18 protein-coding genes and 2 tRNA genes are annotated in these 16,370 nt (G+C 53.4%); 12 read left to right on the plus strand and 8 right to left on the minus strand.

Annotated elements, in window-relative coordinates; genetic code table 11:
• Positions 1–2: 2 nt before the first annotated feature.
• Positions 3–167, minus strand: coding sequence for a general stress protein (locus PW844_RS01495; RefSeq protein WP_084873757.1), 165 nt, complete (start codon positions 165–167; stop codon positions 3–5).
• A gap of 314 nt (positions 168–481) precedes the next feature.
• On the opposite strand from PW844_RS01495, the gene wrbA reads away from it, so the two are divergent.
• Genes wrbA through PW844_RS01510 form a run of 3 tightly spaced genes read left to right on the plus strand, consistent with a single transcriptional unit; the run spans position 482 to position 2,760 of the window.
• Complete coding sequence (gene wrbA, locus PW844_RS01500; RefSeq protein WP_084873756.1) at positions 482–1,081, plus strand: NAD(P)H:quinone oxidoreductase; 600 nt, start codon at positions 482–484, stop codon at positions 1,079–1,081.
• Between the two features lie 20 nt (positions 1,082–1,101).
• Entirely contained in the window at positions 1,102–1,332 is a 231-nt protein-coding gene (locus PW844_RS01505) for a YccJ family protein (RefSeq protein WP_208714562.1), read from the plus strand.
• Between the two features lie 54 nt (positions 1,333–1,386).
• Positions 1,387–2,760 carry an NAD-dependent succinate-semialdehyde dehydrogenase gene (locus tag PW844_RS01510; protein WP_299445984.1) on the plus strand — a complete coding sequence of 458 codons (1,374 nt, stop codon included), beginning with the start codon at positions 1,387–1,389 and terminating at the stop codon, positions 2,758–2,760.
• A 42-nt stretch (positions 2,761–2,802) separates the two neighbouring features.
• Here the strand turns inward: PW844_RS01510 and agp are convergent, their stop codons facing one another.
• From agp to PW844_RS01525, 3 genes are all read right to left on the minus strand, one after another.
• On the minus strand, positions 2,803–4,410 hold the full coding sequence (agp, locus tag PW844_RS01515) for a bifunctional glucose-1-phosphatase/inositol phosphatase (RefSeq protein WP_299445987.1): 1,608 nt from the start codon (positions 4,408–4,410) through the stop codon (positions 2,803–2,805).
• Between the two features lie 256 nt (positions 4,411–4,666).
• A tRNA-Ser gene (locus tag PW844_RS01520) sits at positions 4,667–4,754 on the minus strand.
• A 37-nt stretch (positions 4,755–4,791) separates the two neighbouring features.
• Positions 4,792–4,879 (minus strand) — tRNA-Ser (locus tag PW844_RS01525).
• 223 nt (positions 4,880–5,102) lie between these two features.
• Between PW844_RS01525 and yccA the strand changes: the two genes are divergently transcribed.
• Both yccA and tusE read left to right on the plus strand, forming a co-directional pair.
• Positions 5,103–5,759, plus strand: a complete 657-nt coding sequence (gene yccA / locus PW844_RS01530) for an FtsH protease modulator YccA (protein WP_084873752.1) — start codon at positions 5,103–5,105, stop codon at positions 5,757–5,759.
• Between the two features lie 100 nt (positions 5,760–5,859).
• Positions 5,860–6,186 (plus strand): sulfurtransferase TusE, encoded by a 327-nt coding sequence (tusE, locus tag PW844_RS01535; RefSeq protein WP_299445990.1) that lies wholly within the window; start codon positions 5,860–5,862, stop codon positions 6,184–6,186.
• Here tusE and yccX read toward each other — a convergent pair whose 3' ends face one another.
• Entirely contained in the window at positions 6,187–6,465 is a 279-nt protein-coding gene (yccX, locus tag PW844_RS01540; protein WP_299445993.1) for an acylphosphatase, read from the minus strand. It abuts the gene before it with no gap.
• 85 nt (positions 6,466–6,550) lie between these two features.
• Between yccX and rlmI the strand changes: the two genes are divergently transcribed.
• Both rlmI and hspQ read left to right on the plus strand, forming a co-directional pair.
• Positions 6,551–7,741, plus strand: a complete 1,191-nt coding sequence (rlmI, locus tag PW844_RS01545; RefSeq protein WP_299445995.1) for a 23S rRNA (cytosine(1962)-C(5))-methyltransferase RlmI — start codon at positions 6,551–6,553, stop codon at positions 7,739–7,741.
• 59 nt (positions 7,742–7,800) lie between these two features.
• Positions 7,801–8,118, plus strand: a complete 318-nt coding sequence (gene hspQ, locus PW844_RS01550) for a heat shock protein HspQ (RefSeq protein ID WP_084873748.1) — start codon at positions 7,801–7,803, stop codon at positions 8,116–8,118.
• A 32-nt stretch (positions 8,119–8,150) separates the two neighbouring features.
• Here the strand turns inward: hspQ and PW844_RS01555 are convergent, their stop codons facing one another.
• Positions 8,151–8,573 carry a CoA-binding protein gene (locus tag PW844_RS01555; protein ID WP_299445999.1) on the minus strand — a complete coding sequence of 141 codons (423 nt, stop codon included), beginning with the start codon at positions 8,571–8,573 and terminating at the stop codon, positions 8,151–8,153.
• 177 nt (positions 8,574–8,750) lie between these two features.
• On the opposite strand from PW844_RS01555, the gene PW844_RS01560 reads away from it, so the two are divergent.
• Positions 8,751–9,389, plus strand: a complete 639-nt coding sequence (locus tag PW844_RS01560; protein WP_299446002.1) for a DUF2057 family protein — start codon at positions 8,751–8,753, stop codon at positions 9,387–9,389.
• 68 nt (positions 9,390–9,457) lie between these two features.
• Positions 9,458–9,919, plus strand: a complete 462-nt coding sequence (gene mgsA, locus PW844_RS01565; protein ID WP_299446005.1) for a methylglyoxal synthase — start codon at positions 9,458–9,460, stop codon at positions 9,917–9,919.
• Positions 9,920–9,923: 4 nt separating this feature from the next.
• Here mgsA and helD read toward each other — a convergent pair whose 3' ends face one another.
• On the minus strand, positions 9,924–11,978 hold the full coding sequence (gene helD, locus PW844_RS01570) for a DNA helicase IV (RefSeq protein ID WP_299446008.1): 2,055 nt from the start codon (positions 11,976–11,978) through the stop codon (positions 9,924–9,926).
• Between the two features lie 123 nt (positions 11,979–12,101).
• Here helD and PW844_RS01575 point away from each other — a divergent pair, with 123 nt between their 5' ends.
• Complete coding sequence (locus PW844_RS01575; RefSeq protein ID WP_084873743.1) at positions 12,102–12,545, plus strand: YccF domain-containing protein; 444 nt, start codon at positions 12,102–12,104, stop codon at positions 12,543–12,545.
• A 9-nt stretch (positions 12,546–12,554) separates the two neighbouring features.
• Entirely contained in the window at positions 12,555–14,693 is a 2,139-nt protein-coding gene (gene yccS / locus PW844_RS01580; RefSeq protein ID WP_299446017.1) for a YccS family putative transporter, read from the plus strand.
• A gap of 23 nt (positions 14,694–14,716) precedes the next feature.
• Here yccS and PW844_RS01585 read toward each other — a convergent pair whose 3' ends face one another.
• The gene (locus tag PW844_RS01585) at positions 14,717–15,316 is read right to left on the minus strand and encodes a TfoX/Sxy family DNA transformation protein (protein WP_299446781.1); all 600 of its coding nucleotides are present in this window, start codon (positions 15,314–15,316) and stop codon (positions 14,717–14,719) included.
• Positions 15,317–15,538: 222 nt separating this feature from the next.
• Here PW844_RS01585 and sulA point away from each other — a divergent pair, with 222 nt between their 5' ends.
• Positions 15,539–16,030 (plus strand): SOS-induced cell division inhibitor SulA, encoded by a 492-nt coding sequence (gene sulA, locus PW844_RS01590; RefSeq protein WP_299446021.1) that lies wholly within the window; start codon positions 15,539–15,541, stop codon positions 16,028–16,030.
• Positions 16,031–16,370: the final 340 nt, after the last annotated feature.

The raw sequence follows: 16,370 nt of genomic DNA on the forward strand, positions 1-16,370 counted from the left end.
GATTATTTCTTACCGCGACTGCGTCCCCCTTTTTCACCTGCTTCGGAAGCGCGCTGCGGGTCGTTTCTGAAATTCCCGCCGCTATTCTTACCGCCTTTACGGCCTGCTTCCGCGGCTCTTTCGCGATCTTCCGCGAAATTACCCGATCCTCCACGATGTTGGGCCATCATTTCCTCCGAGAGAGTTTTCACATCTGTGGTCAGGACTTTTCACATGCAAGGGGTGAAAAGCTCAGGTGACACGTTTTTCGGGCCACCCGATTAAAGAATAGCCAATAGCGTTGCGTTTATGGCTGATATTTATACTTTGAAACACATATTCTTCTTTATTTTTCCACTAAACCGGAATTTTGCGCCAGATGACAAGCGCTTAGCGGAGTATTAAGCGAAGCCGCAGGTAAGCGGCTGTGCTGTTCAGCGGCAGGTCACGCAGGCTCTTCTATACTTCAGGTTACGTGTTCAAACCCCGCAGGAAGAAAAAGATGGCGAAAATTCTGGTGCTTTATTATTCCATGTACGGACATATTGAAACCATGGCGCAGGCTATTGCTGAAGGCGCGCGTCGTGTGAACGGTGCAGAAGTGACGATATTACGCGTGCCGGAAACCATGGACGCCGAACGCTTCGCTCAGGTCGGCGGCAAGGTCAATCAGCCAGCCACTGAGGCAACCCCCGAAGATCTCCCGCAATACGATGCCATCATCCTCGGCACCCCCACACGTTTCGGTAATATGGCGGGGCAGATGCGTAACTTCCTCGACCGCACTGGCGGACTGTGGGCCTCAGGCGCGCTGTACGGCAAAATTGCCAGCGTGTTTGCCTCCACCGGCACCGGCGGCGGCCAGGAGCAAACCATCACCTCAGTCTGGACCACCCTCGCCCACCACGGCATGGTGATTGTCCCCATCGGTTATGGCACCAAAGAACTTTTCGATATCTCTCATGTGCGCGGCGGCACCCCTTATGGGGCTACCACCATTGCAGGGGGCGATGGATCGCGCCAGCCTTCTGCAGAAGAACTCGATATCGCCCGTTTTCAGGGCGAACATGTCGCCGGTCTGGCGGTAAAACTGAAAGGATAAATCCACAACAGGAGACCTTTATGGCAACAGAACAGTCTAAAGCTCACCACGTGGGCGAATGGGCCAAACTACGCCACACCTCGACCGAAATCGCAGAAGCGATATTTGAGGTCGCCAACTATGACGAACGCCTGGCAGAAGAAATCTGGCGTCAACAGGGTAGCGATGAAGTGCTGTTTCGCGCCTTTGATAAGACCGATCAGGACGTCCTGACGTGGGATGATAAGACGGTTGAGCGTAAAAACATCTGAACCTCAGGCGGGCCAGTCCCGCCTTTGTCGTCTTAATTGACCAAGGAGCGTTGTATGTCTTCCTACCAAAGTATCAATCCCGCCAATAACCAATTGCTGAAGAGCTGGACATCACATGATGATGCTTATGTGCAGCAGGCGCTGGAGACTGCCGATCGTCTTTACCACTCCGACTGGTGCAAAGGAGATATCCAACCGCGACTGCAGGTACTGAAACGTCTGGCAGATCTGATTGATGCGCGCGTTGAACAACTGGCGACCATCGCCAGCCAGGAGATGGGCAAGCTGATAGGTCAAAGCCGTGGTGAAGTCAAAATTTGTGCCCAAATCGCCCGCTACTATGCCGAACACGCGGCAACACTGCTGCAACCGCAAGCCTATCCCAGTGATGTGGGGGACGCCTGGCTGGAATATCATCCGATTGGCGTGATTGTGGCGGTGGAACCCTGGAACTTCCCCTATTACCAGCTGATGCGTGTGCTGGCTCCGAACCTGGCACTCGGCAACCCGGTGCTGGCAAAACACGCCAATATCGTCCCGCACTGCGCCGATGCCTTCGAAAAACTGGTCCATGAAGCTGGCGCACCGCCGGGAGCCTGGACCAACCTGTATATTTCGAATGATCAGGTAGCGGATTTGATCGCCGATGACCGTGTTCAGGGCGTAGCGCTCACCGGGTCCGAACGGGCGGGCAGCGCGGTGGCACAGCAGGCCGGCAAATACCTGAAGAAATCGACGCTGGAACTGGGTGGCAACGATGTGTTCGTGGTGCTGGACGACGCCGACCTCGATGAGGCGGTGCGCCAGGGGGCACAGGCGCGCCTCAGCAACTGTGGCCAGGTTTGTACCGCTGCGAAGCGTTTTATCGTACATGAGAAGATTGCCGGGCCCTTTATGGCAAAATTCAGCGCCGCGCTGCAATCGGCTGTCGCTGGCGATCCGCTGGATGAGAAAACCACCCTCGGTCCGCTGTCGTCACAGGATGCGCGTGAGCGTTTAATCAAACAGGTTGATGAGGCCATCGCACAGGGTGCTAAGGTCGAAATAGGCGGGCGTGCCATCGACGGCGTCGGCAATTATTTCCAGCCGACGATTCTCACCGGCCTGACGCCTGATAATCCGGCCTATTATCAGGAATTCTTCGGCCCGGTGGCTCAGGTCTATGTCGTGGCTAGCGACAGCGCTGTCGTGGCACTGGCGAATGACTCACATTATGGCCTCGGTGGCTCGGTATGGACGCGGGATATTGCTCGCGGGCGAAAAATGGCGGCACAAATCGAAACCGGCATGGTGTTTATCAATTCACAAAGCGATACCGCCGCAGAACTTCCTTTTGGTGGCGTGAAACGCTCAGGCTATGGACGGGAGCTGTCTGATCTCGGTCTGAAAGAATTCGCCAACCAGAAACTGGTGGTGGTGGCCGGATAAATAAAAAACCCCGCCTCGGCGGGGTTTTTCACTGCTGGCAGCTTAGTTGCTGGCCGCCGGGGCAGGCGCCTCGCTCTTGTCTGATTTAGCTGGCGCATCCGCTTTGGCCTTTTCAGCCGCCGCCGCATCCGCTTTCGCTTTCTCTTCCGCCGCTTTCTGGGCTGTTGCTTTCTCAGCTTTCGCCTTCGCTTCCGCCGCTTTGTCGGCTTTTACCTTCTCTTCTGCCGCTTTGGCATCTGCCGCTTTCTGCGCAGCAGCTTTATCTGCCGCCGCTTTATCTGCGGTGGCTTTATCGGCAGCGGCCTGATCTGCCTGTACCTGCGCATCATCGCTGGTCGTCGCTGGCGCGGCAGCTTGTTCTGGTTGCGCAGCAGCCGGTGCCGGAGCAGCAGGCTGCAACGGCGTGCCCTGCAAGGCAGCATTCAGCACGCTGGCGAATTGATCCCAGCTGCAATACCCATTGGCATCGGCATCACAACCCGCCAGCTGCAACGTGACGCGTTTCGGCGGGTTTTTCAGGCTCAGCACATCAGCGTTACGCAGCTGATCGCTGGTCTGGTAGACATATTCCACCTTCAGCAGATCTTTGTTGTTTTTCGCATCGTGCCAGCGTTCAAACACCACCTGGCCACCAATCGGCGTCTTCTCATCGTTACCCGGCAGCTCATACGGCTTCACCTGCAACGCGCTGAGCAGCGAAGCGATATTCGAATCATGTCCCACCATCAACGTCACTTTCGGCGCGTTGGCTTTGTCCTGATCGATCAACTGGCTGCGTATGTAATCCACCAGCGGTGCCGCCACTTCGCGTGCCACATCTGGTGAAGTAAACAACGCGTCCTGATAACCATTTTTAATCGCGGCCAGCTCTTTCCACTGCTCAGGCGTTTTGATCTGTCCCCAGGCCACCTGATCCAGCGGGAAACCCTCGTAATATTGCAGGGTGAAAGCATCGATCAGCGAATTTCCGACCTTCAGCGGGCCATTGACGTTCGGTTCTTTACCATTGTCGGCGCTAAAGGTGTTCTGGCCACTGCTCAAATCACACTGCTTCTTGCCGTTGCAGGCTGGCGAGGATTTGTAATCAACAATTTTTTCGAGGTACTGGTAAGCGGGTTTTAACGCCAGCTTTTCGTTGGCCGCGGTCATTGCCGTCAGGGCTTTTTTGTTGAAATCGTCGCTGCCATCAGTCACCACCGGATTGAACACCGGATCCATGGTCCCCATGGCATCCTGATGCGTCACGGCGATGTCACATCCAGGGAAAGCACCATTCACGAAGAACTGAGCCGTTGCCACGGTACGTTGCAGGCTGTTGGCATAGACAAACACGTTGCTGCTATCCGGGCAGACGCCGTTTTCGACCAGGCCCTGCTGAGCCAGCCACTGACGGGTGTAGTTACCCATGTAGACTTCCAGCACCCCACCTTTGGTGGTGAGCTGCCCACCGGGCACATCCCATTGCGGCCAGCTTTTTTTCGTTGATTGCTCCAGCACGCTGCCGGTGTTCGCGAGCGGTGCGCGTAGATTGTGACGGCTCAGCATCAGTACCTGCTGCAGCTGCATGTCCCCTTCCGCAGCCTGCGCTGCCATACCCATCGGTAACGCAGCGATGACTGACAACGCGCAAAGACTCAGTTTCTTGATCATTGTGCCTATTCCATAATTCATCAGTGAAACACTCTGGCATTCAAACGATTAGCTCGGCCACAGAGCGAATTGCCCCACAGTGTAACCCAGCTTGCCTGGGAAAATCGCCAGATGTTTGCAAAAACCGTGAATGGACTATAGCAGACCAGAGCCTCGCCGTAGGCTTAAGGCAGCAGATTGAAAAGCAACGGGATGTTTTTCAGAATCTCTGAAGTAGAAATGCAAAAAGCCCGCATCGCTGCGGGCTTCTTTAATTTGGCGGAGGAAGAGAGATTCGAACTCTCGGATGGTTTCCCATCGGCGGTTTTCAAGACCGCTGCCTTAAGCCGCTCGGCCATCCCTCCTGATAAAACAAATATACTTAACCCTGAGCAGGTTAAGTGGCGGAGGAGGAGAGATTCGAACTCTCGGATGGTTTCCCATCGGCGGTTTTCAAGACCGCTGCCTTAAGCCGCTCGGCCACCCCTCCGCAATGACGCGCACTATAAACATCCCCCCCGAAGATGTAAAGCCTGCTGCGATTCATTCGCCTGAAAAACAGCCAAAAACTATTTATTCGCTGCCATAATCGCCATTCCGCTCAGGGAAACAGCAATTTATCGCGTAAAGAAGGGTAAAACGCCTTTTCTGTCCCAGCACCGCTGCGTATTCTTTCCGCAGATTTGGTGTTCTTTCACTTTAAGGAGCGCATGATGGATAGAATTATTACGTCGTCGCAACGACAGTCGCTAATCAGCACCCATAAAGTGCTGCGCAATACTTATTTCTTACTTGGCCTGACCCTGGCATTCTCCGCCGTTACCGCCACACTCAGTACCGTCTTCGCTCTGCCTGCGCCCGGTCTGATTCTGATGCTGGTCGGCTTTTATGGCCTGATGTTTCTGACTTACCGCCTGGCGAACAGCCCGACGGGTATTCTGGCGGCCTTTGCCTTCACCGGATTCCTTGGTTACTGCCTGGGGCCAATTCTTAACTCATTCCTCTCGGCGGGTATGGGTGATGTGATTGGCATGGCGTTGGGCGGAACCGCGCTGGTGTTCTTCTGCTGCTCGGCCTACGTCCTGACTACCCGTCGCGATATGTCATTCCTCGGCGGCATGATGATGGCGGGCTTTGTGGTGCTGCTGGTAGCGGTTGTCGCTAACCTGTTCCTGCAGCTGCCAGCCCTGCACCTGGCAATCAGCGCGCTGTTTATCCTGTTCTCAGCGGGTGCCATCCTGTGGGAAACCAGCAACATCATTCACGGCGGCGAAACCAACTATATTCGCGCCACCGTGAGCCTGTATGTATCGCTGTACAACATCTTTGTCAGCCTGCTTAGCCTGCTGGGCTTTGCCAGCCGCGATTAGCGTACAGTCAGTACGTCATAAAACCCCGCTCCGGCGGGGTTTTTGCTTTTTCTGGCCGCCCCGCCCTACAATACGCGCAAACTAAACCTGAGGAGTCACCGTGATTTTTGCCGGTAAAGAGATCGCCACCGATGCGGAAGGCTATCTGAAAAACAGCACCGACTGGAGCGAGCCGCTGGCGCAAGCCATAGCAGCAACCGAGAACCTCACCCTGAGCGAAGCGCATTGGGAAGTGGTGCACTTTGTGCGGGCTTTCTATCTGGAATTTAATACCTCACCGGCGATTCGTATGCTGGTAAAGGCAATGGCGCAAAAATATGGCGAGGAGAAAGGCAACAGCCGCTATCTGTTCCGCTTGTTCCCGGAAGGCCCGGCAAAGCAGGCGACGAAAATTGCCGGATTGCCAAAACCGGCGAAATGTCTGTAATCAGCCTGTGGTGAAACGGCTGGGTGGTTCTGCCGGTTGATGGGGTTCCACCAGCACTTTTTCCACCCGTGCACTGCGTGGACCGCCCGCCTTTAACCAATCAATTAATGCCATGACCTGCGCTTCCTCACCCCAGGCCAGCACTTCCACGCTGCCATCACTCAGGTTGCGGGCATAACCTTTCACGTCCAGCTGTCTGGCCTGCGCCTGCGTGCTGTAGCGAAATCCAACGCCCTGCACCAGACCGTGCACCCAGATTTTGAAGCAGGTTGTGGCCATTGCGCTCTCCCGTTACTGTTCATTGCATTTTGCCGCCATCCACCGGAAAATGACGCCTCATTTTTTCAGGTAAGCATAGCAAACTATGACTGTTCGATTGATTCTCGCTAAGGGACGTGAAAAATCCCTGCTCCGTCGCCATCCCTGGGTGTTTTCGGGTGCCGTTGCCCGCATGGAAGGTAAAGCCCAGTCCGGGGAAACCATTGATATTTGTGACAGCAATGGCAAATGGCTGGCCCGTGCCGCTTATTCACCGCAATCGCAAATTCGGGCGCGCGTCTGGTGCTGGCAACAGGATGAGTCAATCGACATTGCCTTCTTTGTCCGCCGCTTTACCCAGGCACAGCAGTGGCGTAGCTGGCTGGCTCAGCGCGATGGTCTGGATAGCTATCGTCTGATCGCCGGTGAATCTGATGGCATGCCTGGCGTGACCATTGACCGTTTCGGTGATTTCCTCGTGCTGCAGCTGCTGTCTGCCGGGGCTGAATATCAGCGCCCGACCATTGTTTCCGCCCTGCAGCAATGCTTCCCGGAATGCGCGATTTACGATCGTTCCGACGTGGCAGTACGTAAAAAAGAGGGACTGGAGCTGGCACAAGGTCCGGTGTGTGGTGAACTTCCGCCACCGCTGCTGCCGATTACCGAACATGGCATGAAATTGCTGGTGAATATTCAGGGCGGCCATAAAACCGGCTATTACCTCGATCAACGTGATAGCCGCTTTGCCACTCGCCGTTATGCCGATAATGCGCGCGTGCTGAACTGCTTCTCTTACACCGGTGGCTTTGCAGTATCAGCACTGATGGGCGGTTGCCGCGAAGTGATTAGCGTTGATACCTCGCAGGATGCCCTGGATGTCGCAAAACAGAACGTGGAACTTAATGGCCTGGATGTCTCCCGCGCCCAGTTCCTGCGCGATGATGTATTTAAACTGCTGCGTCGTTACCGTGACAGCGGTGAAAAGTTTGACCTCATCGTGATGGACCCACCGAAATTCGTTGAGAACAAAAATCAACTGGCCGGTGCCTGCCGTGGTTATAAAGACATCAATATGCTGGCGATGCAATTGCTGAACCCCGGCGGTATTCTGATGACTTTCTCCTGCTCAGGACTGATGGCGACTGATTTGTTCCAGAAAATCATTGCTGATGCCGCCGTTGATGCCGGTCGTGATGTACAATTTATTGAGCAGTTCCGTCAGGCAGCCGACCACCCGGTGATCGCCAGCTATCCTGAAGGGCTTTATCTGAAAGGTTTCGCCTGCCGCGTACTGTGACTTGAAAAAGCTGCCTCTGCCTCCATATCTTGAGCAGGGCAGTATTTTGGGAGGTCACTATGATTGCCAGTAAATTTGGAATTGGACAGCAGGTCCGACACCGTCTCTCCGGGGTGCTTGGCGTGATTGTGGATGTCGATGCGGAGTATTCGCTGGATGAACCTAAGCTTGAAGAAGTGGGTGCCGCAGAGAAACTGCGCGCAGCGCCCTGGTATCATGTGGTGATGGAAGATGAAGAAGGCGAGCAGGTTCATACCTATGTCGCTGAAATCCAGCTTGCTGGTGAAACCTCATTTGAACACCCGGAACAACCTTCCATGGACGAACTGGCTGCGTCAATTCGGCAGCAGCTACAGGCACCACGCCTGCGTCATTGATCAAAAACGGCGACCTCAGGTCGCCGTTTGTTTTAATGCACCGATTGCGAAATGCCCAGTCGCGGTATCTCAATTTTCGGGCAACGATCCATTATTACCGTCAATCCCGCATCCTGCGCCAGCACGGCGGCTTGTTCATTGATCACGCCGAGTTGCAACCAGAGTGTCTTCGCACCAATCGCAATGGCCTCCTGTGCCACTCCCCACGCCGCTTCGGCATTGCGAAACACATCTACCATATCAATGTTGCCCGGAATATCGGCCAGGGTGGCGTAGGCTGTTTGTCCCAGCAACTGCTGACCGGCCAGTTTTGGACTGACCGGCACCACGTCATAGCCCTGGTCGAGCAAAAACTTCATCACGCCGTAGCTGGGGCGATCAGGACGATCGCTGGCACCCACCAGCGCAATACGTTTGGTGTGGGTCAAAACATCACGAATGGTTTGATCGTTCATGCATCTCTCCTTTTTTCACTCGCCTGAGTGTAAATGGCATCAGCTGACCTCGCCCCCTTTCCATAGCGGAAAAGTTTGCGCGGCAGCACGAATAAGTATGTTAAAATGTAAACTAACTGCCATAATGTAATAATTTGCTACACATCACTGATTTGCGCCCAGCTCACGGGAGTTGAAATGAAGCTGTTTTTGGCTGTTACGGGTTTGATAATGCTACTCGTATCGGCATCCTGCCATGCCATTACCCTGAAACTTGATCCGGAAATCGATCTTCTGGTGCTGGATGGGCGCAAAATTTCCGGCTCACTGTTGAAAGGCGCTGACAGCCTGGAGCTGGAACGCGGACAGCACCAGTTTCTGTTTCGCGTGGAAAAATCACCTGATTCATCACCTCACAACAACCCGCATTATCAGTCGGTACCGATGATTGTGACCTTTACCGCCACAGCCAAAACCGTCGCGATTCGTCTGCCCGCGCTGGATAACCGCCGTGAGCGCTCCACCTTCGACAGAACTCTCAATTTCCAGCTGGTCGATGAGCAGGGTAAAGAAATCGCCAGTATTCGTGACCGTCTGCCGCAGCCGGATGGTGGCGATCTTGAACAGGCAATGCTGAAGTATAACCGTAATGGTCAGGCCGCTTCCGTGCCGCGTTTTGCGGTGCAAACCAGCAGCATGTCTGACACTCAGATAAACGCAGATTTCGCCTGGCAGGACGTCAGTGATCTGCCTTTATTACAACGTTGGTTTGAGCGTTTTGATGCCGCCACCCGTTTGCGTTTTCTCAGCTGGATGAAAACCTTACGCGCAAGTTGATAGGAACGAAACGCCAGGGGTAAACTCGATGTATTACTTACATCGACCGCTAAGAATCAGGAAGCCCCATGGAGCAAACCGTTCGTACCCTCAATATTCAGAAACATATCGCCCTCGTCGCTCACGATCACTGCAAAGCCTCATTGCTGGATTGGGTGCAGAAAAACCAAAGCGCGCTGCAGTCACATGTGTTGTACGCCACCGGTACCACCGGCAATCTGATCAATCGTCATACCGGTCTGGACGTTAACGCCATGCTGAGCGGACCGCTGGGCGGCGATCAGCAGGTTGGTGCGCTGATTTCGGAAGGTAAAATTGATGTGCTGTTCTTTTTCTGGGACCCGCTTAACGCCGTACCGCACGATCCCGACGTTAAAGCGTTGCTGCGCCTGGCGACAGTCTGGAATATCCCGGTAGCGACAAACCGCTCCACCGCGGATTTCCTCATCCAGTCGCCGATGTTTGCCCGTGAAGTGGAGATTCAGATCCCTGATTACCCACGTTATCTGGCAGAACGCCTGAAAGCGTAATACATCAGGCTTTCCGGTTCTGCGGCACCCCTAAATCGCGGAAATGCCCGACAAATACGGAAGGCCGGTCCTTATCGAACAGCAACCAAACCTGCTGACGCGCACGCGTCAGCGCCACGTAGGCTAATCGACGTTCTTCCGCATCCGGAAACGCCTCTGGTTGCGGTAACAACCCTTGTTCCATGATGGATTCCCGCGCCGCAGCCGGAAATCCATCACGTCCCTCATGCAAGCCCAGCACGATAACATAGTCTGCCTGTTGCCCCTTGCTGGCGTGGATAGTCATAAAATCCAGTTGCAGTTTTGGCCAGCGGGTTTTGGCTTTATCCAGCAGCGCCGGACGTAAATGATGGTAACGTGCCAGCAGCAGGACGCGCTCCTCCGGTTTAACGTAACCACTTAACTTATCAAGTAATGGTTCAAGTTGTTCCTGTGCCAGTAACGTAACCGACTTCTTATTCCCTTTGGTAAGACTATTCAGTGGCTTGCGCAGCTGATGTGGGTTTTGCTGCACAAAACGATTGGCAATTTCACCAATACGATCGTTAAAACGATATGTGGTATCCAGCACGCAGCGATCACCTTCGCCAAAATAATGATGGAAGGCCGTCGTGAGACTCATCTCCGCACCGCTAAAGCGATAAATGGCCTGCCAGTCATCACCCACGGCAAACAGCGCCGTACGTTTGTTTTGCTGACGCAATGCGGTCAGCAATGCGGCACGTTGTGGAGAGATATCCTGAAATTCATCCACCAGAATATGCTTCCACGGGCTGATAAATCGCCCTTTCTCCAGGATAGCAATCGCCTGATGGATCAGGCCTGAGAAATCGACAGCCCCCTCCTCTTTCAGCGCCGTTTTCCACACCTTCAGGAGCGGAGCCATCAACTTAATACGTTTGCTAAATTGATCGCGCTGTTCTTCCGGCACATCCGCAATCATCGCGGCCTGAGCACCGCCGTGCATCCGCATCAGTCCCAGCCAGCGTTCCAGACGAGAAGCCAGACGCTGTGCCAGTTTGTCATCCTGCCAGAACGGCCCTTCGGCAATGTCCCACTCCAGCTCGTCCTGGAGCCACTGACGCCAGCCGTTGGCCTGTGCTTTTTTACTGCTGCATTCTTCACGCCAGGCCTCAATCAGCAATTGACGGCGGGCTTTGCTGTCACTTTCCAGTTTGCTGATAACCGGCTGCTTATTGCTGCCCTCGCGAATAATATGCAACGCCAGCGCATGGAAGGTACGCGCCTGAATCGCGCTTTTGCCGAGCCGCGCCTGAATGCGATCGTTCATCTCATCTGCCGCCTGACGACCAAAGGCCAGCAGCAAAATTTGTTCCGGCTGTGCCAGTTTGCGTCTTAATAACCAACCAGCACGCGCCACCAGCACCGAGGTTTTGCCACTGCCGGCACCCGCCAGCACCAGCAACGCATCTTCACCGTTAACCACGGCTTCGCATTGCGAAGGATTCAGTGGAGTCGTCTCAACCGTGGAAAAGAATTCCTGATACTCCTGAAGAATTTTTGCGGTCCATTCACGATTACGCTGACGAATAGCAGCGTCACCCTGCTCCAGCCATTGCTGGCAGAATTGCCACAATTCACGGCAATTTTCGAACTTTTCGAGACGGGATGTCGGCAAAGGTAGCGCGGAGAATTGCCGGGTGATATTTTCCTTCACCGCATTCAGCTCGCTGCGTTTCAACCAGCGGTCCTGTCCGGTAAAGGCAAAGATTTCCTGTTGTAAGTGGGTCAACACCTCAACACAAACCTCACTCATCTCCTGGCTCCAGCGTTGCCAGGCTTGTTGCAGGTAATGAAAAAAGCGCTGTGTTTCCTGCCACTCAGTGCCGTGCAATCGCACCACTTTGTCTTCAGGCAGCAAAAATTCCAGCTCACCCCATACCAGTCCACGCTTACAAACAATATCTAATAACTGATTGAAAGGAATGAGGTATTCATGACGATCGCCGCTGACTTCAACTCCTGCAGCCAGCAGACGTACACGATTATAAGGGTGCTGTGCCAGACGTTTACCCATTGATGTTGCTTTTAGTTCCATGTCTGCACCGTCTTCAGGAATAGGATTATCGCGCAGTTTACCTGCCAGACCCTTGACGCTCCAGCCTTAAAACAGGCTAAACTTGGCGTCACATATTGCGGATTGCAAAAGGAAAATCGTGTTATGCGCACCGTGCTCAATATTCTCAACTTTGTACTGGGTGGCGTTTTTACCACCCTTAGCTGGCTGCTGGCGACCCTGATCAGCATCATACTTATCTTCACGCTGCCATTAACACGTTCCTGCTGGGAGATAACCAAACTCTCACTGCTGCCATTTGGTAATGAAGCGGTGCACATTGATGTACTGCGTCCGGACAGCAAAAACCAGGTGATGAACGCGGGTGGTACCTTTCTCAACATCTTCTGGCTGGTGTTTTTTGGCTGGTGGCTGTGCCTGATGCATATTTCTGCCGGTATCGTACAGTGCCTGACGATTATCGGTATTCCTGTTGGCATTGCCAATTTCAAGATAGCTGCCATCGCTTTGTGGCCGGTGGGACGTCGCGTGGTGTCGGTGGAAGAAGCTCAGGCAGCGCGGGAAGCCAATGCCCGCCGTCGTTACTAAGGCTGCACCATGATATATGATGCTTTACCTGGCTGGCGTCGTTATCTGTTTAACAGCAGCCTGCGTTACTTACTGCGTATTTTTTTCGCCCTTGCGGGATGCGCCGCCGTACCCTGGTGGCTACAGCAGATTGAGTGGACGATCCCACTCACCCTGGGTGTAGTAGCGGCAGCACTGGCCGATCTCGACGATCGTCTGGCAGGACGCCTGCGTAATCTGCTGATTACCCTTATCTGTTTTTGTGTCGCTTCGGTATCCGTCGAGTTGCTGTTCCCCTATCCCTGGGCCTTTGTCATCGGTCTGGCACTGTCAACCTGGGGATTTATTCTGCTGGGGGCGCTCGGACAGCGTTACGCCACCATCGCCTTCGGTGCCCTGCTTATTGCCGTCTATACCATGCTCGGCACGGGTCTGTTTCACCAATGGTGGATGCAGCCCTCCCTGCTGCTGCTGGGGGCCTTGTGGTACAACCTGCTGACCTTAATCGGCCATCTGATCTTTCCAGTACGCCCGGTTCAGGAACAGCTGGCAGCCAGTTTCTCCCAGTTGGCGCGCTACCTGGATGCCAAGGCCAGCCTATTTGATCCCGATGGTGGTGATCTGGATGATGCCGCTCTGATCGCCACTGCCATGGTGAACAGCCAACTGGTGGCCCAGCTAAACCTCACCAAAAGTACCATTCAAAGCCGATTGCGTGGTGATCGAGGCTCCCGCAGTACCAGGCGCAGCCTGCACTATTATTTTGTCGCCCAGGATATTCATGAACGCGCCAGCTCATCCCATCTGCAATATCATCAACTACGTGACGACTGGCGCTACAACGAAGTGCTGTTTCGGTTTCAGCGTTTGCTGAATATGCAGGCACATGCCTGTCGTCAGTTGGCTGAGAACATTTTATTGCGCCAGCCATGGCACCACGATACGCACTTTGAACGTGCTTTTGAGCGGCTGGAAACCGCGCTGGCGCGCTTGCAGCAAAGCGCTCCCGATGAAGCCAATATCCGCGCCCTGTTCTGGCTATTACGCAATTTGCGCGCCATGGACGCTCAACTGGCGTCGATTGAGTCAGAACAAAAGCTGGCACAACCCGCCGCATCAAGCGATGACAACCTTTCCAGCGATGAGTTAAGCGGCTGGGCGGATATCCGCTTGCGTATTAGCCGTCATCTCACACCGACTTCAGCGCTATTCCGACACGCAGTCAGAATGACACTGGTGTTATGCGTGGGCTATGGCTTTATTCAACTAACGGGCTTACACCGTGGCTACTGGATTCTACTTACCAGCCTGTTCGTCTGTCAGCCGAACTACAATGCCACACGACGTCGCCTCGCACTGCGCATTGGTGGCACACTGGCGGGGATAGCCATCGGTTTGCCGGTATTGTGGCTGGTACCTTCAATAGAAGGACAGCTGATATTGATCGTCCTTAGTGGTGTGCTGTTTTTCGCCTTTCGGCAAATACAATATGCCCAGGCGACCCTGTTCATTACGCTGCTGGTACTGTTGTGCTTCAATCTGCTGGGTGAAGGTTTTGAAGTCGCGCTGCCGCGTGTCATGGATACACTGCTGGGCTGTGGTCTTGCATGGCTGGCTGTAGCCTTCGTCTGGCCGGACTGGCGCTTCCGTCAGTTACCCGCCGTAGCCGAGCGCACCCTGAATGCCAACTGTCGCTACCTTGATGCCATTATGGAGCAATATCATCAGGGTAAAGATAACCGTCTGGCTTATCGCGTGGCTCGCCGCGATGCACACAACGCCGATGCAGAACTGGCCTCGGTGGTTTCCAATATGAGCAGCGAAGCCCGTTATCAGCAATCATTACGTGAAAATGCCTTTCGGCTGCTGTGCCTGAATCACTCCTTTCTCAGCTATATTTCGGCGCTCGGGGCGCATCGCGTCGGGCTGAGCGACCCGACGTTACTGGCTTTGCTGGATGATGCGGTATGCTTCGTTGAGGATGTTTTGCAAATTGAACGGGTCAGCGATGCTGAGGCCGCCCGGATGCAGCAAGACCTGCTCCATCGTCTGGCCGGAATGAAAGCCAGTCCGGAAACGCAGGCACCGTTAGTTTTACAACAGCTGGGATTACTCATCGCCCTGCTGCCGGAAATTGCGCGCCTGCGTCGCATCCTCGTGGCGGCTTAAAAACGAAACGCTCTGCTATCTCACTAGCGGAGCGTTTTTTGATACCACGCGCAAAGCTCTGCTCGCACCTCACTCGGCAGCGCCGCCTCATGATGTCCGGAAATCGCTCCCTGTAACGCCAGCAGTGTTTTCAGGCCAATATGCTTATTCACCGTCCGCAGTTTTAGCCAACTCTGCTTTGCGCCGATTTCATACAAATGTTTTACCGAACAAATACCGACCTTATGCAGCAGCATCTCCATGCGCATGCTGAGATTGGGTAAATCCTTTAACCGCAACGAGACATATTTGGTCTCAAGCTCATCGCGCGCCGCCCGTAAAGCGCTGGCAGACAACCGCATCAACCGTTCTGGCTCCTGCCAAAGCCATTTATCAACTTTGAAATAGTTCAGGACCACAGGTATCCCACGTTTGCGATAAACCAGCGGCTCCATGGGGCGTTCAACTGCATAATCCGTCACCGCTTCACAGGCACGTAAGTAGAGTGAATCGTCATTGATAAACGCAAAGACCACCTTTTCCACGGTAAGCGCATAACCACCAAACTGCGTGCGAGATTCAATTTTTCCCAGTGCCGCCAGCCGCACTTTTGATTGCTCAACAACCGGATGAGTTTTTTTCATGCTGACACCTTCCTGAAGTCCTTTTACCAGAAAAATCCTAATAAACATCCATTTATTCATCGAGTTAGAAGATATGAAAAACGATCTGGCTGTTCAATGAATAAATGCAGTCAGAGCAAAAAATGTGCAGAATTTGCGAGACGTTTTCAGAAATTGAGGTTGATCTTTATCCAGGAAGCTATTACTGTATATTCATACAGTTCATTACTGAGTGATTAAATTATGCGTACTCAATTCTCTGGCACCGCTGATCGTTCTCACCGTTTTGCAACTTCAGGTGTAGCACAACCTACTCTGGGTGGCATTACAGAGCTGCGTTACAGTGAACAACCTGGCATGATGCAACTTATGCTGTTGCCAGTCCTGCAACAATTGAGCCTGCAATCACGCTGGCAGCTGTGGTTAACACCAGCACACAAACTGAATCGCCAGTGGATGCAGCAGTCAGGTTTGCCGCTGGAAAAGAGTATGCATATCACCGAAAGTGAACGTTACAGTACGGTAGAAAGTATGGTCAAAGCCCTGCGTACCGGGAACTATAGCGTGGTTCTGGCATGGATCCCTTACGAGCTTAATGATGAAGAGCGCTGGGAACTGAAACAGGCGGCAGCGGAAGGTGAAGCTTTGGGGCTGGTTATGCGTCCGCAAGGGTACGAAGCTGTTTTGTCGAGACAACCGTCTGCGTCAAAAATTCCCTCAGATTTGTTTCATTAAGTAAAATTAAGATTTTTCTCACAACGTTTTTTGCGGAAGTTAACGCTAAGCCACTGATTCTTGTCCAGCCAGCTTAGACAATGGCTTAGCCGTTTTTTTCATTTCTGATCACGAAGATTATGCCATGTCAATTGTTAAAATGTGTGTATAAACCCCTGTTTTTTTATCGCCTGGCGTCACATCATACTTGTAAGTTTCCAATCTCGTTGTAGACTTTACCTCGCCAGGGTGCTCAATAACCTCCGTTTTTTTTCGGTAGAGTCATAAGCGAGCATGTTGACCCGGCGAAGGATTGGATTACAACCAAGAGCAAACATTTTTGCTCATTGCCTATTTGGAT

Source organism: Pantoea sp., assembly GCF_028283705.1.
Taxonomy (GTDB): domain Bacteria; phylum Pseudomonadota; class Gammaproteobacteria; order Enterobacterales; family Enterobacteriaceae; genus Pantoea.